This window comes from Lysinibacillus sp. FSL K6-0102, assembly GCF_038003545.1.
Lineage (GTDB): Bacteria > Bacillota > Bacilli > Bacillales_A > Planococcaceae > Lysinibacillus > Lysinibacillus capsici.
The window spans coordinates 4,222,135-4,248,551 of record NZ_JBBOPH010000001.1; the positions used below are offsets into that span (position 1 = coordinate 4,222,135).

21 protein-coding genes, 3 rRNA genes and 3 riboswitches are annotated in these 26,417 nt (G+C 39.8%); of the genes, 4 read left to right on the top strand and 20 right to left on the bottom strand.

Annotated elements, in window-relative coordinates; genetic code table 11:
* Positions 1-117 precede the first annotated feature (117 nt).
* A riboswitch (purine riboswitch) is annotated at positions 118-216 on the bottom strand.
* A gap of 93 nt (positions 217-309) precedes the next feature.
* From NYE73_RS21495 to NYE73_RS21585, 19 genes are all read right to left on the bottom strand, one after another.
* Entirely contained in the window at positions 310-504 is a 195-nt protein-coding gene (locus NYE73_RS21495; RefSeq protein WP_036076850.1) for an NETI motif-containing protein, read from the bottom strand.
* 140 nt (positions 505-644) lie between these two features.
* Positions 645-911, bottom strand: coding sequence for a hypothetical protein (locus NYE73_RS21500; protein WP_066038204.1), 267 nt, complete (start codon positions 909-911; stop codon positions 645-647).
* Between the two features lie 149 nt (positions 912-1,060).
* Positions 1,061-1,176, bottom strand: a 5S ribosomal RNA gene (gene rrf, locus NYE73_RS21505).
* Positions 1,177-1,287: 111 nt separating this feature from the next.
* Positions 1,288-4,215: ribosomal RNA gene (locus NYE73_RS21510) — 23S ribosomal RNA — on the bottom strand.
* Positions 4,216-4,396: 181 nt separating this feature from the next.
* Positions 4,397-5,948, bottom strand: a 16S ribosomal RNA gene (locus NYE73_RS21515).
* Together the 16S, 23S and 5S rRNA genes form the textbook arrangement of a ribosomal RNA operon.
* A 423-nt stretch (positions 5,949-6,371) precedes the next feature.
* Positions 6,372-7,673 carry an NCS2 family permease gene (locus NYE73_RS21520; RefSeq protein WP_004230532.1) on the bottom strand — a complete coding sequence of 434 codons (1,302 nt, stop codon included), beginning with the start codon at positions 7,671-7,673 and terminating at the stop codon, positions 6,372-6,374.
* A gap of 131 nt (positions 7,674-7,804) precedes the next feature.
* Positions 7,805-7,906, bottom strand: a riboswitch (purine riboswitch).
* A gap of 209 nt (positions 7,907-8,115) precedes the next feature.
* A complete protein-coding gene (locus tag NYE73_RS21525; RefSeq protein ID WP_259951121.1) occupies positions 8,116-8,784 on the bottom strand; it encodes an MOSC domain-containing protein in 669 nt (222 codons plus the stop codon).
* A 174-nt stretch (positions 8,785-8,958) separates the two neighbouring features.
* Positions 8,959-10,512, bottom strand: coding sequence for a glutamine-hydrolyzing GMP synthase (guaA, locus tag NYE73_RS21530; RefSeq protein WP_036076059.1), 1,554 nt, complete (start codon positions 10,510-10,512; stop codon positions 8,959-8,961).
* 155 nt (positions 10,513-10,667) lie between these two features.
* Positions 10,668-10,769, bottom strand: a riboswitch (purine riboswitch).
* Positions 10,770-10,801: 32 nt separating this feature from the next.
* Positions 10,802-12,985, bottom strand: a complete 2,184-nt coding sequence (locus tag NYE73_RS21535) for a DUF4129 domain-containing transglutaminase family protein (protein ID WP_259951120.1) — start codon at positions 12,983-12,985, stop codon at positions 10,802-10,804.
* Positions 12,982-14,163, bottom strand: coding sequence for a DUF58 domain-containing protein (locus NYE73_RS21540; protein ID WP_259951119.1), 1,182 nt, complete (start codon positions 14,161-14,163; stop codon positions 12,982-12,984). The genes NYE73_RS21535 and NYE73_RS21540 overlap by 4 nt, the downstream gene beginning before the upstream one ends.
* Entirely contained in the window at positions 14,160-15,104 is a 945-nt protein-coding gene (locus NYE73_RS21545; RefSeq protein WP_048395021.1) for an AAA family ATPase, read from the bottom strand. The genes NYE73_RS21540 and NYE73_RS21545 overlap by 4 nt, the downstream gene beginning before the upstream one ends.
* Positions 15,105-15,298: 194 nt before the next feature.
* Complete coding sequence (locus tag NYE73_RS21550; protein WP_103118863.1) at positions 15,299-15,979, bottom strand: ABC transporter ATP-binding protein; 681 nt, start codon at positions 15,977-15,979, stop codon at positions 15,299-15,301.
* Positions 15,976-16,776, bottom strand: a complete 801-nt coding sequence (locus tag NYE73_RS21555; protein WP_054548854.1) for an ABC transporter permease — start codon at positions 16,774-16,776, stop codon at positions 15,976-15,978. Before NYE73_RS21555 ends, NYE73_RS21550 begins: the two co-directional genes overlap by 4 nt.
* Positions 16,776-17,228 (bottom strand): nitrous oxide reductase accessory protein NosL, encoded by a 453-nt coding sequence (locus NYE73_RS21560; protein WP_231595734.1) that lies wholly within the window; start codon positions 17,226-17,228, stop codon positions 16,776-16,778. Before NYE73_RS21560 ends, NYE73_RS21555 begins: the two co-directional genes overlap by 1 nt.
* Positions 17,225-18,496 (bottom strand): right-handed parallel beta-helix repeat-containing protein, encoded by a 1,272-nt coding sequence (locus NYE73_RS21565; protein ID WP_241489960.1) that lies wholly within the window; start codon positions 18,494-18,496, stop codon positions 17,225-17,227. Before NYE73_RS21565 ends, NYE73_RS21560 begins: the two co-directional genes overlap by 4 nt.
* 58 nt (positions 18,497-18,554) lie before the next feature.
* Entirely contained in the window at positions 18,555-19,178 is a 624-nt protein-coding gene (locus NYE73_RS21570) for a nitrous oxide reductase accessory protein NosL (RefSeq protein ID WP_054548895.1), read from the bottom strand.
* Positions 19,179-19,383: 205 nt separating this feature from the next.
* Positions 19,384-19,704 (bottom strand): hypothetical protein, encoded by a 321-nt coding sequence (locus NYE73_RS21575; RefSeq protein ID WP_048395004.1) that lies wholly within the window; start codon positions 19,702-19,704, stop codon positions 19,384-19,386.
* A gap of 159 nt (positions 19,705-19,863) precedes the next feature.
* Positions 19,864-20,688 carry an ammonia-dependent NAD(+) synthetase gene (gene nadE / locus NYE73_RS21580; RefSeq protein WP_054548856.1) on the bottom strand — a complete coding sequence of 275 codons (825 nt, stop codon included), beginning with the start codon at positions 20,686-20,688 and terminating at the stop codon, positions 19,864-19,866.
* Between the two features lie 18 nt (positions 20,689-20,706).
* Positions 20,707-22,167, bottom strand: coding sequence for a nicotinate phosphoribosyltransferase (locus NYE73_RS21585; protein ID WP_259951117.1), 1,461 nt, complete (start codon positions 22,165-22,167; stop codon positions 20,707-20,709).
* A gap of 312 nt (positions 22,168-22,479) precedes the next feature.
* On the opposite strand from NYE73_RS21585, the gene NYE73_RS21590 reads away from it, so the two are divergent.
* Both NYE73_RS21590 and NYE73_RS21595 read left to right on the top strand, forming a co-directional pair.
* Complete coding sequence (locus NYE73_RS21590; RefSeq protein ID WP_016995352.1) at positions 22,480-22,821, top strand: P-II family nitrogen regulator; 342 nt, start codon at positions 22,480-22,482, stop codon at positions 22,819-22,821.
* A 14-nt stretch (positions 22,822-22,835) separates the two neighbouring features.
* Positions 22,836-24,134, top strand: a complete 1,299-nt coding sequence (locus NYE73_RS21595) for an ammonium transporter (RefSeq protein WP_016995351.1) — start codon at positions 22,836-22,838, stop codon at positions 24,132-24,134.
* A 179-nt stretch (positions 24,135-24,313) separates the two neighbouring features.
* Here NYE73_RS21595 and NYE73_RS21600 read toward each other — a convergent pair whose 3' ends face one another.
* On the bottom strand, positions 24,314-24,814 hold the full coding sequence (locus NYE73_RS21600; protein WP_048395000.1) for a methylated-DNA--[protein]-cysteine S-methyltransferase: 501 nt from the start codon (positions 24,812-24,814) through the stop codon (positions 24,314-24,316).
* A gap of 94 nt (positions 24,815-24,908) precedes the next feature.
* On the opposite strand from NYE73_RS21600, the gene NYE73_RS21605 reads away from it, so the two are divergent.
* Positions 24,909-25,640 (top strand): ABC transporter ATP-binding protein, encoded by a 732-nt coding sequence (locus tag NYE73_RS21605; RefSeq protein WP_016995349.1) that lies wholly within the window; start codon positions 24,909-24,911, stop codon positions 25,638-25,640.
* The gene (locus NYE73_RS21610) at positions 25,637-26,389 is read left to right on the top strand and encodes an ABC transporter permease (protein WP_054548857.1); all 753 of its coding nucleotides are present in this window, start codon (positions 25,637-25,639) and stop codon (positions 26,387-26,389) included. Before NYE73_RS21605 ends, NYE73_RS21610 begins: the two co-directional genes overlap by 4 nt.
* Positions 26,390-26,417: the final 28 nt, after the last annotated feature.

Consider the following 26,417-nt stretch of genomic DNA (forward strand, 5'->3'; position numbering starts at 1 on the left):
AAGAAAATCCCCAAATAAACTACTCTCTACCAGTACACGTGAAAGCAGTTTACTTGAGGATTATTCGGACAAGATCGTCTCCATGTACATAGCTGTACAAAGACCTTCTCACCATACGCCAAAAGTGCTTTCCCGCATAGTCCAGCATTTACGGTGCCGGGTAGAGACACTAGAGCCAATCCTCTAGCATATATGTGGGATCTATTTGTTTTTCCTTCTCACATTTTAACAAGGGATTGTCTTATCGTCAATCCAAAAATGCGAACATTTTTTATTAGGTGAAAAAAAACGTTCGGTTTTTAGTCAAAATCATTCAATATCTTGAGCAGGTATACCTTTAAACTGAATTTTTTGGCGCAAATAAGCTGGCTCACCATCTACGATATGAAAAAGTGGCTCTTCTTTTCGTCCTATGACCATAAAGCCATCTTTCCGCATTCTTGCCAAGCAATCCTCGATTGACTCGTTTTCCTGTACCTCATACCAAATTTGCTTTTTTCCCAACTTTTTCTTCCTTTCCATTGTACATATTCATTCACAACCAATTTGTAATTCATTATACCTTTTGTTGCTTACAGAAGTATGTAAGAACTTAAATAAATAGAAAAAACTGCAGAATTCCTCTCCGCAGTTTTGATGAATGCTCATGGAACAAAAAATGCCTTTAAATAGATACAAAAAAATAATAGCAGTAGGAACAAATGAAGGACAACAAGAACCATACGATATCCTTTGATGCCAAATAGGGCACTGGTGATGCCTAAACCACCTAAAATAAACGGCATAAACATATTTACACGATAGAGAAATGTAAAAAAGTTTCCATACCATTTGGTTGAATCATAGCCAAACATAAAGAATATAAGTAGTAGACTTGAGATCGAAATCGCAGAAAAAATGTTCTGCCTCATTTTGATTCCTCCATTATTAAATCCAGAATGTATCTAGGCGAAAGAAATTTCCTTTAAATCCACTTGTAAATATTAAATATATTATAGCATTTTATGAATAGTTCACAAAATAAAAAAAAGCCATGGAATACATCCATGACTTTTTAATTGCCTAGCGACGTCCTACTCTCACAGGGGGAAGCCCCCAACTACCATCGGCGCTAAAGAGCTTAACTTCCGTGTTCGGTATGGGAACGGGTGTGACCTCTTTGCCATCATCACTAGACTATGGTCGACCTTCCATACACGGCGTATTGCTGTGTCTAGAAGCTCTCTTTTTAGAAAGATTTGCTCTTTCAAAACTGGATAAACGGTGCATTGAATGTTTCAAACTTTTTTGGTTAAGTCCTCGATCGATTAGTATTCGTCAGCTCCATGTGTCACCACACTTCCACCTCGAACCTATCTACCTCATCGTCTTTGAGGGATCTTACTTACTTGCGTAATGGGAAATCTCATCTTGAGGGGGGCTTCATGCTTAGATGCTTTCAGCACTTATCCCGTCCACACATAGCTACCCAGCGATGCCTTTGGCAAGACAACTGGTACACCAGCGGTGTGTCCATCCCGGTCCTCTCGTACTAAGGACAGCTCCTCTCAAATTTCCTACGCCCACGACGGATAGGGACCGAACTGTCTCACGACGTTCTGAACCCAGCTCGCGTACCGCTTTAATGGGCGAACAGCCCAACCCTTGGGACCGACTACAGCCCCAGGATGCGATGAGCCGACATCGAGGTGCCAAACCTCCCCGTCGATGTGGACTCTTGGGGGAGATAAGCCTGTTATCCCCGGGGTAGCTTTTATCCGTTGAGCGATGGCCCTTCCATGCGGAACCACCGGATCACTAAGCCCGTCTTTCGACCCTGCTCGACTTGTAGGTCTCGCAGTCAAGCTCCCTTGTGCCTTTACACTCTACGAATGATTTCCAACCATTCTGAGGGAACCTTTGGGCGCCTCCGTTACCTTTTAGGAGGCGACCGCCCCAGTCAAACTGTCCGCCTGACACTGTCTCCTGCCCCGCTAAGGGGCATGGGTTAGAATTTCAATACAACCAGGGTAGTATCCCACCGACGCCTCCTTCGAAGCTGGCGCTCCGAGATCTCTGGCTCCTACCTATCCTGTACAAGTTGTACCAAAATTCAATATCAGGCTACAGTAAAGCTCCACGGGGTCTTTCCGTCCTGTCGCGGGTAACCTGCATCTTCACAGGTACTATAATTTCACCGAGTCTCTCGTTGAGACAGTGCCCAGATCGTTACGCCTTTCGTGCGGGTCGGAACTTACCCGACAAGGAATTTCGCTACCTTAGGACCGTTATAGTTACGGCCGCCGTTTACTGGGGCTTCAATTCGCAGCTTCGCTTGCGCTAACCACTCCTCTTAACCTTCCAGCACCGGGCAGGCGTCAGCCCCTATACGTCACCTTACGGTTTTGCAGAGACCTGTGTTTTTGCTAAACAGTCGCCTGGGCCTATTCACTGCGGCTCTCATGCGCTTGCACGCTCAAGAGCACCCCTTCTCCCGAAGTTACGGGGTCATTTTGCCGAGTTCCTTAACGAGAGTTCTCTCGCACACCTTAGGATTCTCTCCTCGACTACCTGTGTCGGTTTGCGGTACGGGCACCTCTCACCTCGATAGAGGCTTTTCTTGGCAGTGTGAAATCAGGAACTTCGTCCATACGGACTCGCCATCACAGCTCAACGTTACAGTGTGCGGATTTGCCTACACACACGCCTTACTGCTTGGACGCGCACAACCAACGGCGCGCTTACCCTATCCTACTGCGTCCCCCCATTTCTCAAACGGTGAGGAGGTGGTACAGGAATATCAACCTGTTGTCCATCGCCTACGCCTATCGGCCTCGGCTTAGGTCCCGACTAACCCTGAGCGGACGAGCCTTCCTCAGGAAACCTTAGTCATACGGTGGACGGGATTCTCACCCGTCTTTCGCTACTCATACCGGCATTCTCACTTCTAAGCGCTCCACCAGTCCTTCCGATCTGACTTCAACGCACTTAGAACGCTCTCCTACCACTGACATCGTAGATGTCAATCCACAGCTTCGGTGAATCGTTTAGCCCCGATACATTTTCGGCGCAGCGTCACTCGACCAGTGAGCTATTACGCACTCTTTAAATGATGGCTGCTTCTAAGCCAACATCCTGGTTGTCTGTGCAACGCCACATCCTTTTCCACTTAACGATTACTTTGGGACCTTAGCTGGTGGTCTGGGCTGTTTCCCTTTTGACTACGGATCTTATCACTCGCAGTCTGACTCCCGTGTATAAATATCTGGCATTCGGAGTTTGTCTGAATTCGGTAAACCGGGATGGCCCCCTAGTCCAAACAGTGCTCTACCTCCAGTATTCTCATCACGAGGCTAGCCCTAAAGCTATTTCGGAGAGAACCAGCTATCTCCAAGTTCGATTGGAATTTCTCCGCTACCCACACCTCATCCCCGCACTTTTCAACGTGCGTGGGTTCGGGCCTCCAGTAAGTGTTACCTCACCTTCACCCTGGACATGGGTAGATCACCTGGTTTCGGGTCTACGACCACGTACTATTTCGCCCTATTCAGACTCGCTTTCGCTGCGGCTCCGCCTTCTAAAGCTTAACCTCGCACGTAATCGTAACTCGCCGGTTCATTCTACAAAAGGCACGCTATCACCCATTAACGGGCTCTAACTACTTGTAGGCACACGGTTTCAGGATCTCTTTCACTCCCCTTCCGGGGTGCTTTTCACCTTTCCCTCACGGTACTGGTTCACTATCGGTCACTAGGTAGTATTTAGCCTTGGGAGATGGTCCTCCCGGATTCCGACGGAATTTCACGTGTTCCGCCGTACTCAGGATCCACTCAGGAGAGAACGAACTTTCGACTACAGGGCTTTTACCTGCTCTGGCGGACCTTTCCAAGTCGCTTCATCTAACTCGCTCTTTTGTAACTCCGTATAGAGTGTCCTACAACCCCAAGAGGCAAGCCTCTTGGTTTGGGCTCTTCCCGTTTCGCTCGCCGCTACTCAGGGAATCGATTTTTCTTTCTCTTCCTCCAGGTACTTAGATGTTTCAGTTCCCTGGGTCTGCCTTCAAGACGCTATGTATTCACGTCAAGATACTACGCGATTAAACGTAGTGGGTTCCCCCATTCGGAAATCTCCGGATCAAAGCTCACTTACAGCTCCCCGAAGCATATCGGTGTTAGTGCCGTCCTTCTTCGGCTCCTAGTGCCAAGGCATTCGCCGTGCGCCCTTAATAACTTAACCAAGTTATTAAGCCTATAAAAAACTTAAAAAATAAATGTGTTTGTTACAATTTCAATGTCGTTTTATCCAGTTTTCAAAGAACAAGTTTTGAAGTGTTTCATTCAGATAGAATGAACCTTCAAAACTGAACGCAAAACGTAATCTTACAAACCCAAGGTTTGTATTCCGAAATAATCCTTAGAAAGGAGGTGATCCAGCCGCACCTTCCGATACGGCTACCTTGTTACGACTTCACCCCAATCATCTATCCCACCTTCGGCGGCTGGCTCCAAAAGGTTACCTCACCGACTTCGGGTGTTACAAACTCTCGTGGTGTGACGGGCGGTGTGTACAAGGCCCGGGAACGTATTCACCGCGGCATGCTGATCCGCGATTACTAGCGATTCCGGCTTCATGTAGGCGAGTTGCAGCCTACAATCCGAACTGAGAACGACTTTATCGGATTAGCTCCCTCTCGCGAGTTGGCAACCGTTTGTATCGTCCATTGTAGCACGTGTGTAGCCCAGGTCATAAGGGGCATGATGATTTGACGTCATCCCCACCTTCCTCCGGTTTGTCACCGGCAGTCACCTTAGAGTGCCCAACTAAATGATGGCAACTAAGATCAAGGGTTGCGCTCGTTGCGGGACTTAACCCAACATCTCACGACACGAGCTGACGACAACCATGCACCACCTGTCACCGTTGCCCCCGAAGGGGAAACTATATCTCTACAGTGGTCAACGGGATGTCAAGACCTGGTAAGGTTCTTCGCGTTGCTTCGAATTAAACCACATGCTCCACCGCTTGTGCGGGCCCCCGTCAATTCCTTTGAGTTTCAGTCTTGCGACCGTACTCCCCAGGCGGAGTGCTTAATGCGTTAGCTGCAGCACTAAGGGGCGGAAACCCCCTAACACTTAGCACTCATCGTTTACGGCGTGGACTACCAGGGTATCTAATCCTGTTTGCTCCCCACGCTTTCGCGCCTCAGCGTCAGTTACAGACCAGAAAGTCGCCTTCGCCACTGGTGTTCCTCCAAATCTCTACGCATTTCACCGCTACACTTGGAATTCCACTTTCCTCTTCTGCACTCAAGTCCCCCAGTTTCCAATGACCCTCCACGGTTGAGCCGTGGGCTTTCACATCAGACTTAAAGGACCGCCTGCGCGCGCTTTACGCCCAATAATTCCGGACAACGCTTGCCACCTACGTATTACCGCGGCTGCTGGCACGTAGTTAGCCGTGGCTTTCTAATAAGGTACCGTCAAGGTACAGCCAGTTACTACTGTACTTGTTCTTCCCTTACAACAGAGTTTTACGATCCGAAAACCTTCTTCACTCACGCGGCGTTGCTCCATCAGGCTTTCGCCCATTGTGGAAGATTCCCTACTGCTGCCTCCCGTAGGAGTCTGGGCCGTGTCTCAGTCCCAGTGTGGCCGATCACCCTCTCAGGTCGGCTACGCATCGTCGCCTTGGTGAGCCGTTACCTCACCAACTAGCTAATGCGCCGCGGGCCCATCCTATAGCGACAGCCGAAACCGTCTTTCAGTCTTTTACCATGAAGCAAAAGAGATTATTCGGTATTAGCCCCGGTTTCCCGGAGTTATCCCAAACTATAGGGTAGGTTGCCCACGTGTTACTCACCCGTCCGCCGCTAACGTCAAAGGAGCAAGCTCCTTTTCTGTTCGCTCGACTTGCATGTATTAGGCACGCCGCCAGCGTTCGTCCTGAGCCAGGATCAAACTCTCCATAAAAGAAATTTGATTAGCTCAAATTGTTTTGCTGGCATCATGTTTGATGTCCAAAATTGTGTTCGTTCACTAGTAAAACTAGCTACTTAAAACTTTATTGATTACGTTTTGCTTGTTCAGTTTTCAAGGTTCATTTACTAGTTACACTAAGTAACTTTTTATAATTTAACATAATGTTAACTCGTTGTCAACTGTTTATGTTAATATTTTTTAAGTTGTTCGTTTATTTCGTAACAACGTGTTTAAATATATCATCATAAATTTAAGTTTGCAAGTGTTTCATTAAAGTAAAACTATTCGCATTATTTAAAACCGAGTTTCTTCTATATAAATGTAAAAATAATACCTTCTTTTATTTTGGATCAACTCAATAAAAAACACCTTTAATTGTTAGCAACTTACTAACAATTAAAGGTGTCTGTTTAACTAACGTACCCAAATGAAGTATGCAAGGAAAACAAAGAATAGACCATACATCATTGGGTGAATTTCTTTTTTACGACCTGCTAATAACATTGTAATTGGGTAGAATACAAAGCCGATTGCAATACCAGTAGCAATTGAATAACCAAGTGGCATCATTAATACTGTAAAGAATGCAGGTACTGCTATTTCGAATTTGTCCCAATCAATTAAGCGTAAGGACGATACCATTAGTACCCCTACGATTACTAAAGCTGGAGCAGTAACTGCTGGTGTTACCACTGCAAGTAATGGTGAGAAGAATAATGCAACTAAGAACAGTACTGCTGTTACGACTGCTGAAAATCCTGAACGAGCGCCTGCAGCAACTCCAGAAGTTGACTCTACGTACGCTGTTGTTGTTGACGTACCAAATAAAGAACCGATAGTTGTTGCTAGTGCATCTGCCATTAAGGCACGTCCTGCACGCGGTAATTTATTATCTTTTACTAAACCTGCTTGTGTCGCTACAGCCATTAAAGTACCAGCTGTATCAAAGAAATCAACAAACAAGAATGTTAACACTACTACTAAAAACTTCACGTTAAATAATGTACCGAAGTCACCAAGTGGTTCTAGTGCTACCATGAATGTAGAATCTACACTTGGAATAGCTGATACAACGGCTGTCGGAGGATCAATGATACCTGTGATCATCCCAATAACTGCAGTAATCACCATTCCTAAGAAAATACCGATACTGCGCAATTTAATAATAAGAATAACTGAAAGAATAATTCCGAATACCGCTAATAATGTAGCGCCTGTGAAACTTCCTAAAGTGACTAAAGTAGCTGGGCTATCGACAATGATCCCTGCTCCTTGTAAACCAACAAAAGTTATAAATAAACCAATACCTGCAGAAACTGCATATTTAAGTTGTACTGGTATAGCATTAATAACAGTTTCGCGGATACCAGTTAAAGATAAAATAATAAAGATAATCCCTGAGAAGAACACGCCTGTTAAACCAGTTTGCCACGGAATACCGTATGCTCCGACTACAGTAAATGCAAAGAATGCATTTAACCCCATCCCAGGAGCAAGTGAAATCGGAAACTTCGCGAAAATCCCCATAATCAAAGAACCGACTGCTGCTGCTAAAGCTGTTGCTACGAAAACAGCACCTTTATCCATCCCTGCATTTTCTAGAATACCTGGGTTAACAGCTAGAATATATGCCATTGCAAGGAAGGTTGTAATACCGCCTATTATTTCGCGGCGATAATTAGTTCCTAATTCATCGAACATGAAATATTTTTTCATTATCAAAAAATCCTCCGTGTGGTCGTCTTCAATATCGAAAACAAAAAAGACACGCTGACTACTCTACTAGTCGCATGTCTACGATATATTTCATCACAATTAGTGTGTGAAACAAATTAGTGTTTATACATTTATGTATAAACCTAAATCGTAGTCAAGTTATTTACGGTAACTTGGTAGAAACTCACGGGCCTTATCCCCGACATTATACGACGACGTATTTAATTTACATTCGTAATATATCATTTCGTTTTTTAGATTTCAACCCTATTTCCGAACATTTTTCTAAAAAGAAATACGAAAGTTCGTGTAAAATTCTTATTTAATGTTCAGGTTCTATTAAATGTATTACTAAAGAGGCTTTGTACTGAACATTTCAGCAATTAGTTTAAAGAAAAAATCCCCTAGAAATTCTAGAGGATCCTTCTTTTGAACGTATGTTTTAACTCATCACTTTTCTTTGCAAGACTTGAATTCTTTTTTCTAATTTTTCTTTCCAATCTTCTGCTAATGCATCTACTGCTTGTATTTGTTTCATAGCGATTGCATCATTGTTTTTGAAGTACACTTCATTGCAATACAAAACAGAGATACGTGCAGGATGCTTTTCTACAAGCTCAATTGTTGAATCTGCACAGATTGTCCCTTCTTCAAGTACACGCGCAAGGAAACCTGTATAGCCTGTTTCGATTAAACGTTTGAGTAATGTGTTTGCCTCGGTATATCTATCAATCGTACTACATGGAATACGTCCCTGTGTAATTTGAATGACAGCATCTCCAATTTTATAAATATCACCAATACAAACATCTGATTCTAACATATTTGTTACGGTTAAATTTTCGCCAAATGCAGCAACGGGTAACGTTTTTCCAAGTTCCTGTTCCCATTGTATGTAATGCTCCGCAGGATATAAACAAACTGCTCGATCAGGGCCACCGTGATGTTTTTTATCTGCCACTTCATCCCCTTCAAAGCCTTGAGAGGACAAATAAACTTCTTGCACTCGTTGCTTTTCAATCCCTGTAATCATTGAACGTCCTTTACTATCAACCAATTCTTTTGGCATCCCAACCGTTAATGTATAAATCATTGGTTTATTTTTCTCCATTTAAATCCCCCCTAATCTGAATAGTATAATTTCTTGTGCATTCATTTAGTTTACTACATACAACACTTTACCAGCAATTGTTGCAGTTGAGATACTTCATTAAGCCATAAATTCAGAAGGAAATAAATCAAAAAAAGCCCTAAAAACCTCTCAGGGCTTTTAGGGCTTTTGCTATTATTCCCACTCAATCGTTGCTGGTGGCTTAGATGTAATATCATACAGAACGCGGTTCACGTGTTTTACTTCGTTTACAAGGCGGACGGAGATTTTCTCTAGTACATCCCAAGGAATACGTGCCCAGTCAGAAGTCATACCGTCGATAGATGTAACGGCACGGATACCGATTGCATAGTCATACGTACGAGCATCGCCCATTACACCAACTGAACGGATATCAGGTAATACCGTAAAATATTGCCAAATGTCACGATCAAGGCCAGCTTTTGCAATTTCTTCACGTAGAATGAAATCAGATTCGCGAACGATTTCTAATTTTTCTTCTGTTACTTCACCAAGCACACGGATACCTAATCCAGGACCTGGGAACGGTTGACGCCAAACGATTTTTTCGTCTAGTCCAAGCTCTAAGCCTAGCGCACGTACTTCATCTTTAAATAAAGTTTTCAGTGGCTCAATTAGTTGGAATTGCATATCTTCAGGAAGACCACCAACATTATGGTGTGATTTGATTGTTTGTGCAGTTGAAGTACCAGATTCAATAATATCTGTGTAAAGAGTTCCTTGTGCTAAGAAATCCATACCTTCAAGCTTAGATGCCTCTTCATCAAACACATAAATGAATTCATTACCGATAATTTTACGTTTTTTCTCTGGATCAGAAACCCCAGCAAGTTTGTCCATGAATCGTTTACGTGCATCAATTTTAATAAGATTCATGTCAAAGTCTTCTGTGAATGTTTTCATTACTTGTTCAACTTCGCCTTTACGGTTTAAGTTGTGGTCTACGAACATACAAGTTAATTGATCGCCTATTGCTTTATGGATTAACACCGCTACCACTGATGAGTCTACACCACCAGAAAGAGCACATAATACTTTTTTATCGCCAACGATTTCACGAATTTTTGCAATTTCAAGCTCAATGAAGTTTGCCATTGACCAATCGCCTTTCGCTTCACAGATGTCGAATACGAATTGACGTAATAGATCATTACCATATACAGAGTGACGTACTTCTGGATGGAATTGTACAGCATATAGTTTACGTTCAACGTTTGCCATTGCAGCAATCGGACAAGATGCACTAGTTGCGATGACTTCAAATCCAGCTGGAACTTCTGTTACATGGTCACCATGGCTCATCCAAACGATTTGTTCTGTAGGTAATTCACCAAATAATTTGTTTGGTGTTGTTACTTGAATTTCGGCTTTACCATACTCGCGTGTTTCAGCACCTTCAACTTTACCGCCGTTTGTATGGGCCATTAATTGCATACCATAGCAAATACCTAAAATCGGTAAACCTAATTCGAAGATAGCTGGATCCACATGAAAGGCATTTTCATCATAAACAGAGTTTGGACCACCTGAGAAAATAATACCTGTTGCGTTCATATCTTTAATTTCTTCTGCAGTTACCGTATGTGGATGTAATTCACTGAAAACACCAAATTCACGAATACGACGTGTAATTAATTGGTTAAATTGGCTACCGAAGTCTAGTACAACGATTTTTTCTTGCTCTTTTAATAAAGGGCTAGCTGTCAAAATTTCCACCTCTTCTATTATTTTTAAAGGATTTTTCATGTGTTCAAAGAAAAACGCGAAGAAAGTAAAAAAACTTTCTACGCGTTCATAAGCTCTAGAATATTGATAAAGGCGAATGCGTAGCAAAGTAAAGTGATTTACTATACTTTTCACCTAACGAAAACATCCGCCTTCATAGAGAAATCATTTAAGGTGATTTCGTAGAAACATCCGAACCCTATTATCGAACTTATATGAAAGCAATCCTTGCATTTAATTTTTTTCATTTTACTCTTTGTCTACGTTAAAATCAACTGATAGTGCGATTGATTAAATATTCCCAACTTTCTTTCAGCTTCACAAAATCAACATCTTCTTTGTCTTTCCCATAAATATGTTGCTCGTAAACTACCGTCAGCTTTTGCATTTCATCTGTTTCTAATGCTGAATCTACACGCTCTGCGAATGCACTTAACGTTTCTCCATCTTTTCTGCGCAAACCAATACGGGATAATTGCTTCAGTAAAACATGGTAGGAAGAATCGAAATTTGACCAATCCGCTACTTTTTTACGGTATGCTCGAACATGCATCTTAGGAATCCACGTTTTACGCTGTAAGAATAAAGAAATACCTGTGATTATTAATAATACAACAATTATCACCCAAACATAGGCAAACTTTTTCATCCATAACCACATTGCATCAAAGCTAAATGTTGATTTTGTCTGTTCCTTCTCGGTTACCTGTTCTTGTGGTTGTGGCTGCTCGGGTTTTCGTTCTGGCTGCGCCACTTCCTCCTCATCAGACGTATCTAACGGAATATCATAATCGATGTTAACATTCCCAGAAAAGCCGATTGTAGGCTCAAACTCCATCCATCCCGTTCCAGGTATAAAAGCTTCTACCCATGAGTGCGCATTGTCATTCGTGATGCGATATTCGCGTAATCCATCTGACACAGGTCCTGCAGTCCCAGGTGCAAAGCCTTTCACCCATCGAGCTGGGATTCCTACTGAGCGTAAAAGTACCACCATTGAAGTGGAGAAATTATCACAATACCCAACTTTTGTATCGAACAAAAATTGATCGACATAATCCTGATTTTCACCAGGAATGGCAGCTTGCGTTTTATCGTACTTAAAACCATTTGTTCTAAAATAACTTTCTACAGCCTTAATTTGTTCATAAACCGTATCTTTCTTTTGCGTTATTTCAGACGCTAAGTCCCTTACACGCTGAGGAAGTTGGTTAGGTAACTGCAAAAATCGATCAAAGGAAGAATCCATTGTTTCAAGTGTTGCTGGATATGACAATTGGAGCTGCTCCATACTATAAACAGGCTCACTATAAGACAATGAATAGTTTGATAATGATTTCGATTCCCCTACCTGTTGTTCTATATTCATTCTTTCAGTCTGCTCATCTTGAATAAATAAAGTGGAATCTTGAGCCGAAACAGAAAGCATACCATATGTTTGAATTAAAAATGGCATTGGAACAGCAATATCTAATTGAATCTGACGTTCACTTTCGGGCGGCCCTACTTTTAAAGAAGTCAGAATGGGTGTATTTGACTCATAAACATTTTTCCCAAAGTTCCCCTCTGAAACAATCCAACCTTTTGACGTATACGTATCTTTTGTTTCAATACGCCAATAATGACGATCACGGGAAGAGGCAGTGAATATTAAAGTATTATCTCCTTGGAACGGACCACCTAACTGACTATCATCCTGGCTATAACCAACTGATTTTTGACCATTTCCATTTCCGTCTTGTCCAGTAACCCCTTGGATAAACGGCACCGGATCTGCCCATGTTGGCCCAGTCTTTGGTAAAAAGTATGCTACAGAACTAACGAGTAATACAGATACTAGCATGGGAATAACAATTTTCCATTTCTCCATTACCGTACTTGTAGTTTCTACTTGAAGCCATAGGCGCTTGACAAAAAGAACACCTGTCATGATTAATCCTAAAACAACAACTTTTACAATTGCCGCTTTACCGTCATAGTCACTAAATGTATCCAAAGTAGCAATAAAGAATACCGTCATGGCAAAGAAGTAGAATATATTTTTTCGCACCGAAACCCAATGGTGAATTAAATAGACCAGCATCCAAATCAATACAAGAAATAACACTGTTCTGAAAACATCTGAAACCTGTCCAAAGTCACCTGTTAGAATCGTGGCCATGTTCCCTCTCCATTCAGCCAATAAAAAAGGCAATGTATCACCAGATAATACAGGACTAGGGCTATAGATAAAAACGACAAACCAGGTAATATAACCAAACTTCACTAATCCTGATAATAAAGGATGTACGCGGAAAAGACTTAGCGCTAAAGACATACCGATAAACACTAAGAAAAGATGCATCCCACCTGTATTCGTTAATTGCATAATGGGAATAAGCCATTCACGCAAAATGAAAAATACAATAACATAAGCTATGGCTAATTCTAAAAATTCTCCTAATGATTGCTTCACGGTCTTATCACCTCCGTGAATAAATGATAGAAATCTGCTGGATTTACATAAATAACTTGTATATGTTTATACCGCATCGCAAGCTCAGATTGCACTGGTTGCTGCTTTGCCACTACAAAACAAATACAGCTTTTCACTATATTCGCAAGAGTATGTAGGAATTCATCTGAAACATCACTTGTCACATAAAGCAGTGTTGCAACTTGTTTAAAGGCTTGTTGGTCATGAAATCGAAACTTGACATTCTCTGTAGGTTTTATCGCAGCTAAATGATACATGACTTGATCTAAATGCTTGTCACCCTGTATAGCTGGGAATACTTTCGTCATTGCTCCAGCAGAAATAAATGATAAATCTCCTCGTTCCTGAACGATCATTTGTAGCATTGAAGCTACTAACTCTACTTTTTCTTCAAACATCGAGGATTTTGTAGCGTCTAGCACTAACATTAGTTCAGATGATTGTCGATCCTCAAATTCCTTAGACTGTAACTTTTGTGTACGTGCAAATGATTTCCAATGAATCCACGAAAAACGATCTCCTGGAACGTACTCTCGTAATCCAACAGCCATCGATGTGTCCTTCACAATAGAGTATGGAGACATCATCAAGCCAACATCATATTTTGTTTGAAGCGCAGCATATTTCATCTCTTGTACTCTTGGGTAAACTAAAATAGTTTGTTCCTTTTCTGCTACGACAACCTTTTTAGCCCAGCCAAAAAAATCATAGAAAACAATTGTAACACCTAGGTAACGATGTTCACCACGTGGCATATTTTCCAATTCATATTGCCAGCTAAAGGTTTTTTTAAATCCAACGAACTTAATGGCATTCGCATTTTGTATTTTAGCTTGCACTAATCCCTCACTATCCACAAGTTCCTCCATTACGATATAGGCAAATGGAAAACGTGTTTTACGTTCTATCGTAATAAGCACCTTCGCTGATTGACCTCGTTCTATATGAATCGGGTCAATCTTGCGTTCGATTAGTAAAATATCTTCTCTAACGACAAAGAAAATGAATGCATATACTAAAAATGGGCTAACCGTAAAAAATACAAACCAGCTCACAAACCCACCTTGGAACATTGCATAACAAAATGTTATGATCATCAAGAAAGCGATTAATAGGAAATGTTTACTTTTTTCTACAAAAGCTTTCCATTGCCTCATTGTTCTGCAAACCTCTTTGTCGGAACTGGTGTTTTAGCAATGATCCGCTGGATAATTTCGTCTGCTGTCACGTTATCATAGCGTGCATCTGGTTTTAAAACTAAACGATGATTAAAAACAAATGGCACTAAATATTGAACATCATCAGGGGTAACATAGCTTCGTCCTTTTAAAAATGCGTAAGCTTGAGAAGCTTTCATTAGCGCTATTGTGGCACGTGGACTCACACCTAAATAGACATAATTATTTTCTCTTGTTAGGGTAGCAAGCTCCACCATATAATTTTTAACAGAATCTTCTACATACACACCTTGAACAAGTTCCTGTAATTCGATTAATTGCGCTACCGATAATACTGCTTCGATTTTTTCAATGGCTTTACCATTCTCAGCTCTTCGTAAAATTTCAACCTCTTGCCCCCTAGATGGATAGCCCATTTTTATCTTTAAGAGAAATCGATCTAGTTGTGCTTCAGGTAAAGGATAGGTACCTTCATGTTCAATCGGGTTTTGTGTAGCCATCACAAAAAATGGCTGATTGATCATCAGCGTTTTCCCATCAATTGTAACAGAAGCCTCTTCCATCCCCTCTAACAACGCTGATTGAGTTTTCGGTGACGTTCGGTTAATTTCATCGGCTAATACAACATCCCCCATGATTGGCCCTGGACGAAATTCAAACTCCATTGTTTTGGGATTATAAATAGAAATACCGACTACATCTGATGGCAATAGATCTGGCGTAAATTGAATACGCTTAAATTGTGCATCAAACGATTTTGCAAGTGCTCGCACCATCATTGTCTTTCCTACTCCAGGTACATCCTCCAATAAAACATGTCCCCTTGCTAATAATGCGACAATACTGAGCTCAGCAACTTCTCTTTTACCAATCATTACCTTTTCTATATTTTCTAAAACATTCTGTATTTGAGCATTCATTAATCGAAAAGCCTCCCATTCCATCAAGCAATTGTGTGAATTGCAAGCAAACTTAATCTAAGCATAGCGAAATCTGTCTTGTAAAACAATTATCTGAAACTTCTACTTCCTACGAACATTCATAAAAAAGGCTTGTTTGATAACATCCAAACAAGCCTAATCCTTATTATATAACGTCATTAACCATTAGAATGTTACAAATTCAATCTTTTTAACCATATTTCTTCTAAAGATGTAGAATTTTCTTGCAAGAAAATTTCAGATATCGCCCCAGAAATGATAATTTCACCTTCATGTAAAACTAATACATCATCTGCTATTTCTTCAGCAAAAGATAGCAAATGAGTAGAGAAGATAACGGTATTGCCTTTTTTCTTCTCCTCCAACATCATGTTTTTCAACTGTGCTATCCAAAAGGGATCTAGACCATTCGTTGGCTCATCTAAAATTAACAATGACCCGTTACCAAGTAAGCTCTGGGCTAGGTTTAGCCGTTGGAGCATCCCTTTGGAAAAGTGTTTAGCTCTTTGCTTCCGAACATCCCACAAGGAAACACGCTTCAGTACATTCTCTTGCTCATATTTATCTACTTGTTTTAAAGATGCCAACAGCTCTAATATTTCAGCTGCAGTTAGCATAGTTGGAAAGTTTACATCATCAGGCATAAAACGGATTGTTTGTGGTTGATGCCATATTATTTCACCAGATTGCTGTTTCTCTTGACCCGTTAACAAACGAATCAAAGTACTCTTTCCAGCCCCGTTTCCTCCAACCAATGCAAGAATTCGACCAGCTTGCAGCTGAAAGGAGGCTTCTTTTAATCCTCTATCATTTTCATAAACCTTAGCTACATTTTTTCCCTCTAACAGAATCATCGCCGCTCCCCCTCCTTTAACAGCTTCGTAGCAAGCATTAACGGTAGTACAATCCAGAGTATTGTTATTATTCCATACCCCACCTGACCAAGCGGTGATAAGTAAAACCTCGTTACATCATAAAAGGCTGGACCAAGCACACTAGCTTGATTACTAAATATAAAATAGCCGAAGCGCAGCCATTCTACTGGATTAATATGTATCGTTATGATGATGAGCTTTTGTAAAAGATGCCCTGAAACAACTGCACCTATCGCCATTAAAGCATAAGAAATGAGCAATAAAAGAAAGGACCATACTACAAGTGATAATGCAAGTGCAAATAATCTTGTTTTTGCAAATACCCCTAGCAAGATTCCTAAAGACACAAAGATAATAATACATAATAGCGTAAGAATAACTAAAACAATTGGTAACCGTACCCCACCTAGTAACCCACCTACGGTTAATACAAAACCAAATGCCACTACTATTACTAATAAAAACGCAAGTACCGTAGCTACATATTTGCCTGTAATATATTGCTTCCGCTTCATAGGGTATGTTTTTAATAACGATAACCAACCTGATTCTATATCACCAGCTATACTCATACTACCAATGGTGAGGATAAATAGCGGCAGCAGAAATAATAACACACTTAAAAATGATGCAGTTTGACGTGTAAAGCCTTCAATATCTGGTAAAGCCATTTGTTGAATGACGACTATGGCAACGAAAACAAACGCAAACAGAAAGGCTACTAGTTGCATCCATCGACTTCTTAAAATCTGCTTCAGCTCTATTTTTACAAACATCACTCATGAATCCCCCAATTCAATGTCAGCAAATCACGATAGGCAAATAGTTGACCTTCTTCTTCATCATTCATCCATTCTTTGGCTTCGTCTTTTGTAGCAAATGCAATAACACCATAGTTCATCGGCGTCCAATAATTTTTGTTGTACACATAAATCGCTTTATAAACGTCAATCCATTCATTCGTTGCTTTATTTTTAATATAGGCTGCTCCCACTTCACCATCGCCATTTAGCTCAATGTAATCCATTAAGCATCCAATATCATCAAAAATCTCATAGTCTCCATTTTTCAAAACAATTTGCCCTGCGTATTCATTATGAACAATACTCATATTACAAACTTCACAAACATCTGTTTCACTATTAATTTCACGTGGAAGGTATGTTTTTTCACCACAGCCTACTAAAATAACGCCACATATAATTACTATCATTATCCATCTAGTCACACTCGTATCCCCCTTTTCCAAAGCCATAAACTTCCCATAAACACGATAAAACCAATCACTAATTGTAAGATATTTAATGAAAACTCTATCTCTTTCATATTGCTCAGTAATTTTGGTTCATTATCTACCAGTAGATTTCGTTCTGTTTTATTAATCTGTTGATCTAGTGACGTCAGGATAACAACGCTTGGTGATGCCACAAAAAATTGATAAACCGGCTGTCTCACCATCCATTGTCCAAAACTTGACACAGCCACATATGGAACATCTCCAAAACCATCACCTGTAACATCTAGCCCTGTATAATCATCATAAAAATTATGAATTAAACGTAACCCCCGATTGTCTGACCTTGCTGTTAATATATTGCCTGTAAACTGATTATCCATAATGATTGAACGCTCATCGACTTTTGTACATTCTAATGCAGTTTGATTCATCTGAAAGCGATTTTCTTGTATTTGAATCACTGAACTCTTCTGCAACGCTACCCCTACACGATTATGTAGAAAGCTATTTTCTCTTACCATTGCCTCCTGTGTGTCATACATCATAAGTCCATAACTATTGAAGCCATTATGAGCACTAATTGTATTACTACTTATTTCTAAATTAGTAGTCATCATCACCATAAGACCTGTAACATTCTGTAAATATGTATTGAACAACACCTTCACATTACTTGAATACATAAAATGTGTTCCATAACGGCTATTTGTTACCTTGTTTCGCTGTACATCTATTCGCGTCCCTTCTTCAACATATATACCATCCTGGACTTGTTCGATCGTATTTTGATCGATCACGACATCTTCACTTTTAAAAATCGCAATTCCATTTCCTTTTTCAGCAAAGTGAGATTCATTTCCAATGATCCTATTTTCTAAAATTCGAATATGCCTTGATTGTTGAAGATATATACCAACTCGGATATCTTTTAGTTCAATAGCTCTTAGCTCTAAATTATCCGCCTCATTAGCAACAATTCCTTTATTTTTTGCTGTTATCCTTATATTTTCTATAGAAACATTCGATACATGTTCAATTTTTAATACAGGTTCATCATTTTGAGCATAAAGCTCAGTCCCTTTTTGTCCGTACAGTTTGATCGGTTTCTTCACCGTGAAATTCCCTTGGTAACGACCAGCAGGAATATGAATACTATCTCCAGCTTTTGCTTGATCGATAGCATATTGAATATCAAATTCTGCATACGCCGTTTGACTTGTCATGAGAAAAAATAAAAAGAACAACATGATTTGCTTCATCACTTTCCACCTCCTCATTCAGCAAGAAAAGACTAGAGGATTTCCCCTAGTCTATGATTTAATGACCGTGCCCTTCTTGATTCATCTCATTCGAATGCATAGAACCGGATGCATCTTTTTCATCCTCAGCCTTTTTTTGCATCATTTTCTTACGTCTCTCCAATGCATCATCTTTAATTTTTTGTAGTTCCTCCACATAAGCTTTCGAATTTTCTTGCATATATTTATCTGCTTCAGCCTTGTCCACGAAATAAATATAGCCCCAGTTCATCGGAGATTTCAGCTCTGTTTTTATAATTGTTACATCTTCAATCTTTGCCCAATCTTTCGACACAAAATCACGTACAAATTTTTCGTTTTTTTCTTCATTAGCAACCTCTGCATTTAATAAACAGCCAATATCGTCATAAAAAGCGATTGTTCCATCTTCTTTTATTGCCTGTGCTGAAAATACACCCATATCATGGTCTTTCATATAAACTTTCATATTACACATTTCACAAGTTGTCTCTTCTTCTGGCTCTTGTAACCGTGTATCTACTAATGAAGCAACTTGCACGGTTTCTGATTCATTTTTCGTAACTTCTTGCTCAATTTCCGTTTCTTCTACCTGTTTTTTTTCGCTACCACAAGCTGCAAGTACAAATAATAATATTAGTGCAGGTAACCATAATTTTTTCACAACTTTATCCTCCAAGTTTAGTTTTTTGTTGCCACCTCCTACATTACAGATTAGTTGTGAAATTAGTTAAAAATCGCTGTGAAGAAATGGAAAAATTACCTTGAACATTCCATGAACATCTTCACTTCAAATATTTTGATTTTAGTACTTTCATTTACTTCCCCTCAAAAATAAAAACTCTCCACACTGATGTGGAGAGTTTGGCTTATATGGAAGAACGGTAACTATTGAGACGCTTCTTTTGTTTGTTTAAACGACTGAGCTTTAATGCCGTCTCATTTAATTCACGGCGAATTTCCAAATCACTAGCGCTATCTATATGGATAGGTGTAATCGGTTGCTGCTGTTGTGAATTAACAGAAATAGTTGTTGAATTGTACGTCTTCTCTTTATTTTTTTGTAATCTATTCCGAAATTGCTTTTGTGGATTTTGCCCAAAGTTATGGCTGAGATCACCAGCATGTAAATACTGTTGTTCCTGCCGAAAAACACTACTTGTCGTTGCACTCACTCTAGAAGTCCTCATAAAAAGTTACCCTCCCCTACATTTTATTATCCTTATAGGTAATTATATCGACATTATATGCTGACAATTAACAACATAGAACCATAATACATAAAAAAAGAGCGAAAAGAGCTATTTTTAAAAGTGAAACCACTTTCTTTATAACCCTTTTCGCTCATCTTACTTCCAAAAATCATCAAATATTGTAATTGGCATATGACGTTTATGTTGGGAACGCAAATAATACCCTTCTAATCTTTGGCGAGGTTCTTCTGGAATTTCTTTCCCCTCTAAATAATCATCTATTTGATCATACGACACACCTAGCGCCACTTCGTCTGGCAATGAGGGACGATCTTCTTCTAAGTCTGCTGTAGGCACCTTTTTATAAAGATGCTCAGGGCATTGAAGTTCTGCTAACAATTGCTTTCCTTGTCGTTTATTTAAACGAAAGATTGGCATTAAGTCTGCTCCACCATCACCAAACTTTGTATAGAAGCCTGTAATAGCTTCCGCAGCATGATCTGTTCCTAATACAACCGCTCCATTCATTGCAGCAATTGAATATTGGACCTTCATACGCTCACGAGCCTTTTCATTCCCTTTCACAAAGTCATTCAGCTCAACCCCCGCATTTGTTAGAGCTCTCACACTAGCATCCACTGCGTCTTTTATATTTACTGTATAAACCTTCGTTGGCTTTATATAATCAATGGCATCTTGGCAATCCTGTTCATCAGTTTGTACGCCATACGGTAATCGTACAGCGAAAAACGAATACTTCATTTCTCCCTCTTCTGCATTTAATTCATCAATAGCCAACTGCGCTAGTTTTCCTGTTAATGTTGAATCTTGACCACCAGAAATACCAAGAACAAAACCTTTTACAAAACTATAGCGTTTTGCATATTCCTTTAAAAAATCAATTGATTTACGTATTTCCCTCTGTACATCAATGTTAGGCAGTACGCGTAATTCCTCAATAATTTGTTGCTGTAAAGTCATTGCACCCGTCACTCCTTTTTACATTCGTTTAACCATCGCATGCACTTCTTCAATATTACGCATCTTATTATCCCAGCATTTTTGACTGAGATCGACCGGATATTCTTCAGGATTCATCGCACGCTTATATTCATCCCACAACAGCTCTAAATTCTCCGCCGCGTAATCACGCATTTCCTCTAATGTAGGGTTTTGATAATTGATCGCTCCATTTTTAATAACATGCTGATGTAAATTTTTTGCTTCAAAATTTGTGACAAACTTTGAGACAAACGTATGAATCGGATGGAACATTTTGATACGTTCCTCAGCTTGAGGATTTTCATCGTGCATTGTGATGTAGTCTCCTTCTGCCTTTCCATTCTTTTTATCGATAATACGATAGACATTTTTCAAGCCTGGCGTTGATACCTTTTCCGCATTAGCTGAGATTTTTATTGTATCTTCAAGTTGCCCTTCGCTATTCTCGATAGCCACCATTTTATATACTGCACCTAACGCAGGCTGGTCGTAAGCTGTAATAAGCTTTGTACCAATTCCCCAAACATCCACTTTTGCTCCTTGAGCTTTTAAATTTAAGATGGTGTATTCATCTAAATCGTTTGAGACAATGATTTTGGCATCATGGAAGCCTGCAGCATCCAACATACGACGAGCTTCTTTTGATAAGAAAGCAATATCGCCGCTATCTAAGCGTATGCCAATAAAGTTAATTTTGTCTCCTAGCTCTTTAGCTACTTTAATTGCAGTTGGCACCCCTGATTTCAATGTATTATAAGTATCTACCAAAAACACACAATCGCGATGACGTTTTGCATAAGCATGGAATGCATCATAATCATTTTTATAAGCTTGTACTAATGCATGGGCATGTGTACCAGAGACAGGAATTTTAAAAAGTTTACCTGCTCGAACATTACTTGTGGAAGCAAAACCACCGATAAACGCGGCACGCGTTCCCCAAATAGCAGCATCCATCTCTTGTGCACGCCTTGTACCAAATTCCATTGCCACTTCATTTTTAATAATTTGCTTGATACGGCTAGCCTTTGTAGCAATTAATGTTTGATAGTTAACAATATTAAGTAAGGCTGTTTCAATTAGCTGCGCCTCTACTAATGGAGCTACAATTCGGACGATTGGTTCATTAGCGAAAACAAGTTCCCCTTCTACCATGGAATACATTTCTCCAGTAAATCGGATGTTCTTTAAATACTGAATAAAGTCATCTTTATAACCTACTTCATCACGTAAATACGCAATATCCGATTCACTAAAACGAAAATCACGTAGATAATCAAGCATTCGCTCTAACCCAGCAAATATGGCATAGCCATTACCAAAAGGTAATTTTCTAAAATACAATTCAAAAACCGCTTTTTTATTATGTATGCCATCCGCCCAGTAGGATTCTGCCATATTGATTTGATATAAGTCTGTGTGTAGCGCTAAGCTATCATCTGCATAGTTTGATCTCAAAAGAAACCCCTTCTTCCGCTTTGATAATTAGTCCTAGTATACACTATATACCCAAATTCTTGCGTATTACATTCCCTCTTGTAGATGTTAGGTTTTCTAACATAAATAGTCAGAAAATTTAGAACTGTACACATTTTAGACACAAATTTTAGTACCGCTTTCATTCCCTTTATAAAAACCTTTTTTCTAAAATACTTCGAGACTAGAAATATTCCATGTAAACTAACCTTACATAGAATTCAAAAAAACAATTGCACTGTTTTTAATACCGTTTTAACATGTAAATTAAATTTACGCAAGGAGCTGGTACTCATGAAAAAAATTGAAGCAATCATTCGTCCTGAAGTTTTTGGAGCTGTTCGGGATGGTCTTGCACAGGAAGGAATTGCAGGGTTAAGCGTTTCTGAAATCGCTGGTTGTGGTCGTCAGCTAGGTCGAACAGGACTCTTCCGCGGCAATACGTATGAAATTGAATTTTTACCTAAATTAAAATTAGAAATGATTGTAGACGATGGCAAAGTTGATGCCATTGTAGAGATTTTATTGCGTGAAGCAGCAACCGGTAAAGTTGGGGACGGGAAGATTTTCATTTATCCAGTAGAACAAGCAATTCGTATCCGAACAAAAGAAGTCGGATCGATTGCAGTAGAATAAAGGGGGCGATATAGATGGATGAAGTACTATTATCTGTTAATTTAATTTGGGTGATGCTTGGCACTATTTTAGTATTCTTTATGCATGCAGGTTTTGCTATGGTTGAGGCTGGATTTACCCGCTCAAAAAACGCAGTCAATATCATCATGAAGAATTTTCTTACCATTTCTCTTGGTGGAATCGTCTATTTTTTATGTGGCTATGCCATTATGTTCGGAGACTCAGTAGGTGGCATTTTCGGCACAAGTGGCTTTGCTTTAAAAGGAGTAGATGATCTTTCTTTCTTTATCTTCCAAACGATGTTTGCTGCAACTGGAGCAACTATTTTATCGGGGGCTGTTGCAGAACGTACTAATATTTTCGCTTATGTTGGAGTTATTATACTTATGTCTTTAGTTGTTTATCCTGTAGTAGGCCACTGGGTTTGGAGTGGTCAAGGTTGGTTAACAGATTTAGGTTTTGTTGATTTTGCTGGCTCGACAGTTGTCCACTTAACAGGGGCTGTTGCAGCATTTGTCGCAGCAGTTATGGTTGGACCTCGACTAGGCAAATATGAAAATGGGCGAGTAAATGTTATTACAGGACACAGCATTCCATTAGGTGCATTAGGCGTATTTTTACTTTGGTTTGGTTGGTTCGGCTTCAATGGCGCTTCTACTTTAGCTGCTGATCCAGAGCTAGTTCCTAGCGTTATTGCTAATACGTTTTTTGCAGCTGCAGCTGGTGTCGTTGCCACTGCTTTCTATACAAAATTTCGATACGGACATATCGATGGCTCTCTTACATTAAATGGTGCATTAGCTGGGCTTGTAGGGATTACTGCTGGTGCAGCGAATGTCAGCATTTTTGGCTCACTTATCATTGGTTTAATTGCTGCCCCTTTACTTGTGGAAGGTGTACGCTTCCTAGAGTGGAAGCTAAAAGTTGATGATCCTGTTGGAGCAATTGCTGTTCATGGTATTTGTGGTATTTGGGGAACACTGGCAGTTGGCCTCTTTGATATTGGTGGGCAAGGCTTATTTTATGGTGGGGGTTTTGGTCTATTAGGTATTCAAGCAATCGGCGTTATTGCAACTATTGCTTGGGTTAGTGTATCTGTAGCTGCAGGTTTATTGATCATCAAAGCATTTGTCCCATTACGAGTAACAGCTGAAGAAGAAATTGCTGGATTAGATGTAATGGAACACGGAACGCCTGCCTACGAATACCAAGATATTTTCAAAAGCTCCGCTGTGCGAGGCGAAACCTTCGCTCATCGTTTAACACATTTCGGTAAAACGCAGAACAATGTTCAAGAAGAACAACATGTATAGCTAGTTCATCTGCTCCTTTATCTTTGGATAATGGGGCAGATTTCTTTTGGTGCACTCCTACATGTGAAACTGTTCGTTTACAGAGAAAGAAGATTACTTTGTTTGAAGTGATCTAATCCATAGAAAAAGCGCTCTTTCCATTATTTCGCAAGAGACTAACATTTACCGCTTCACTCGTTCTATTCCTTCTCTAACTCAAGTAAAAATTGTTTCATAGCTAAGCCGCTTCTGAAGCCTGTTAATTGACCATTTTTGCCAATAACCCGATGACATGGAATAATTGCCAGGATTGGGTTTGCTCCAATAGCAGTCCCCACCGCTCGAACCGCTTTGGGATTACCAATGCGTTGAGCAATATTTCCATAAGTTGTTGTTGTACCATAGGGTAATTCTTTTAATGCATCCCACACTGCTAATTGAAATGCTGTCCCTTTCACATGAATTGGAAGATTAAATTCAATAAGTTCCTTCTTAAAATAGGCTGTTAACTGCTCTTTATATGGGAGCAACTTTTCTGAATTCTCTTCAAAACAATATCCTTTAAATGGTTTTATAGCCCACTCCTTTACTTCATCGAATGCTGCATTTGGTGTACCTATATAAACAAGTCCTTTGTCTGAAGCCACAACATACATATCGCCTTGTGCATATGTTAATGTATCGAAATACAATATTTCCATTCCCAAATCCCCTTCTTTCTTTTATTTCAACACCATCTTCCAGTCATTTCATGCTACAGTTATTTTACTGACTAAAGTAAAGGAGTTTCAATAGATGAATATGTTATATGAACCTGCCATTCACTTTCAACAAGTTCATTTTTCAGTAAATGACAAAATGATATTAAAGTCAATTACTGGGTCATTTCCGAAAGGGCAAATCACCACTCTCGTTGGCCCCTCTGGCGCTGGTAAAACAACATTACTTAAATTATGTAATGGCCTTCTCTCACCATCAAATGGGCATATACTCGTCGATAATCAACCTATTTCTACATATGATCCAACAGCTTTAAGAAGGCATGTTGGTATTGCTTTACAGGCAGCTCCTATGATAGCAGGTACAGTGTTAGAGAATCTTGCACTTCCCCGTACACTGCAAGGACAAAAACTTTTGCAGCAGGAGGCTATTCAATATTTAGAGGACGTTGGGTTAAACGAAAGCTTCCTGCATCAATCTACAAATGATCTATCAGGCGGACAACGTCAAAAGGTATCCATCGCTCGAACACTTATCAATAAATCCTCTATTTTATTATTAGACGAAATAACGTCTGCCTTGGATCGTCAATCCGTACAGGATATTGAAAAATTGATTGTCACCATTAACAAAAAATACAACGTTACCATGATTTGGATTACCCATAATTTGCAACAAGCGCTAACGATCGGTCACTATACATGGGTTATGATGAATGGGGAGCTCGTTGAAACTGGTAAAAGTTCATTACTCGATGCACCAACAAATCCACGTGTTGCCGAGTTTGTACAGGGGGTAAACAAATGACATATACAGCCTTATCACTGACATTAATTTTTGTTTGTATCCCTTTACTATTATCCAAAATATTAAAATTAGACCTTGAAAAAGATACGCTTATTGCAACATTACGCTCCATCATTCAATTGCTTGCTATCGGCTATATATTAAAATTTGTGTTTGATGCGGATAGTTTTAGCTATATTCTCCTGATGGTAGCACTAATGATTATCGTGGCCACGTTAAATGCACGAAAAAAAGGAGCAGGTATTAAAGGAATCACCTGGAAGATAGCACTAACTCTTGTCATGATAGAAATAATTACACAAGGTGTTTTGCTAGGCTTTCATATTGTTCCAGCAACCGCTCAGTATATCATTCCCATTAGCGGGATGCTAATTGGTAATTCCATGGTGCTATCCATTTTATTCTTAAATCGTTTTACAGCTGAAATTATTAACAATAAGGATCAAATGGAACTAATACTATCCCTGGGTGGCACACCAGAACAGGCTATTCATCGTCAATTAATTAATGCCATAAAAGCTAGTATGATTCCTACGATTGAGAGTCAAAAAACAATCGGGCTAGTACAGTTACCAGGTATGATGAGTGGTCAAATTATTGGGGGAGCCGACCCTATTCATGCAGTCCAATTTCAACTTTTAATTATCTTTGCTCTCTTAACTACTGCAACATTATCCAGCGTTATGATTGGCTTTTTAAGTTATCCTGCACTATTTAATGAACGTATGCAATTACTCGAAATGAAATAATTGTTAGGCTGAATGTAATATAGTTTAA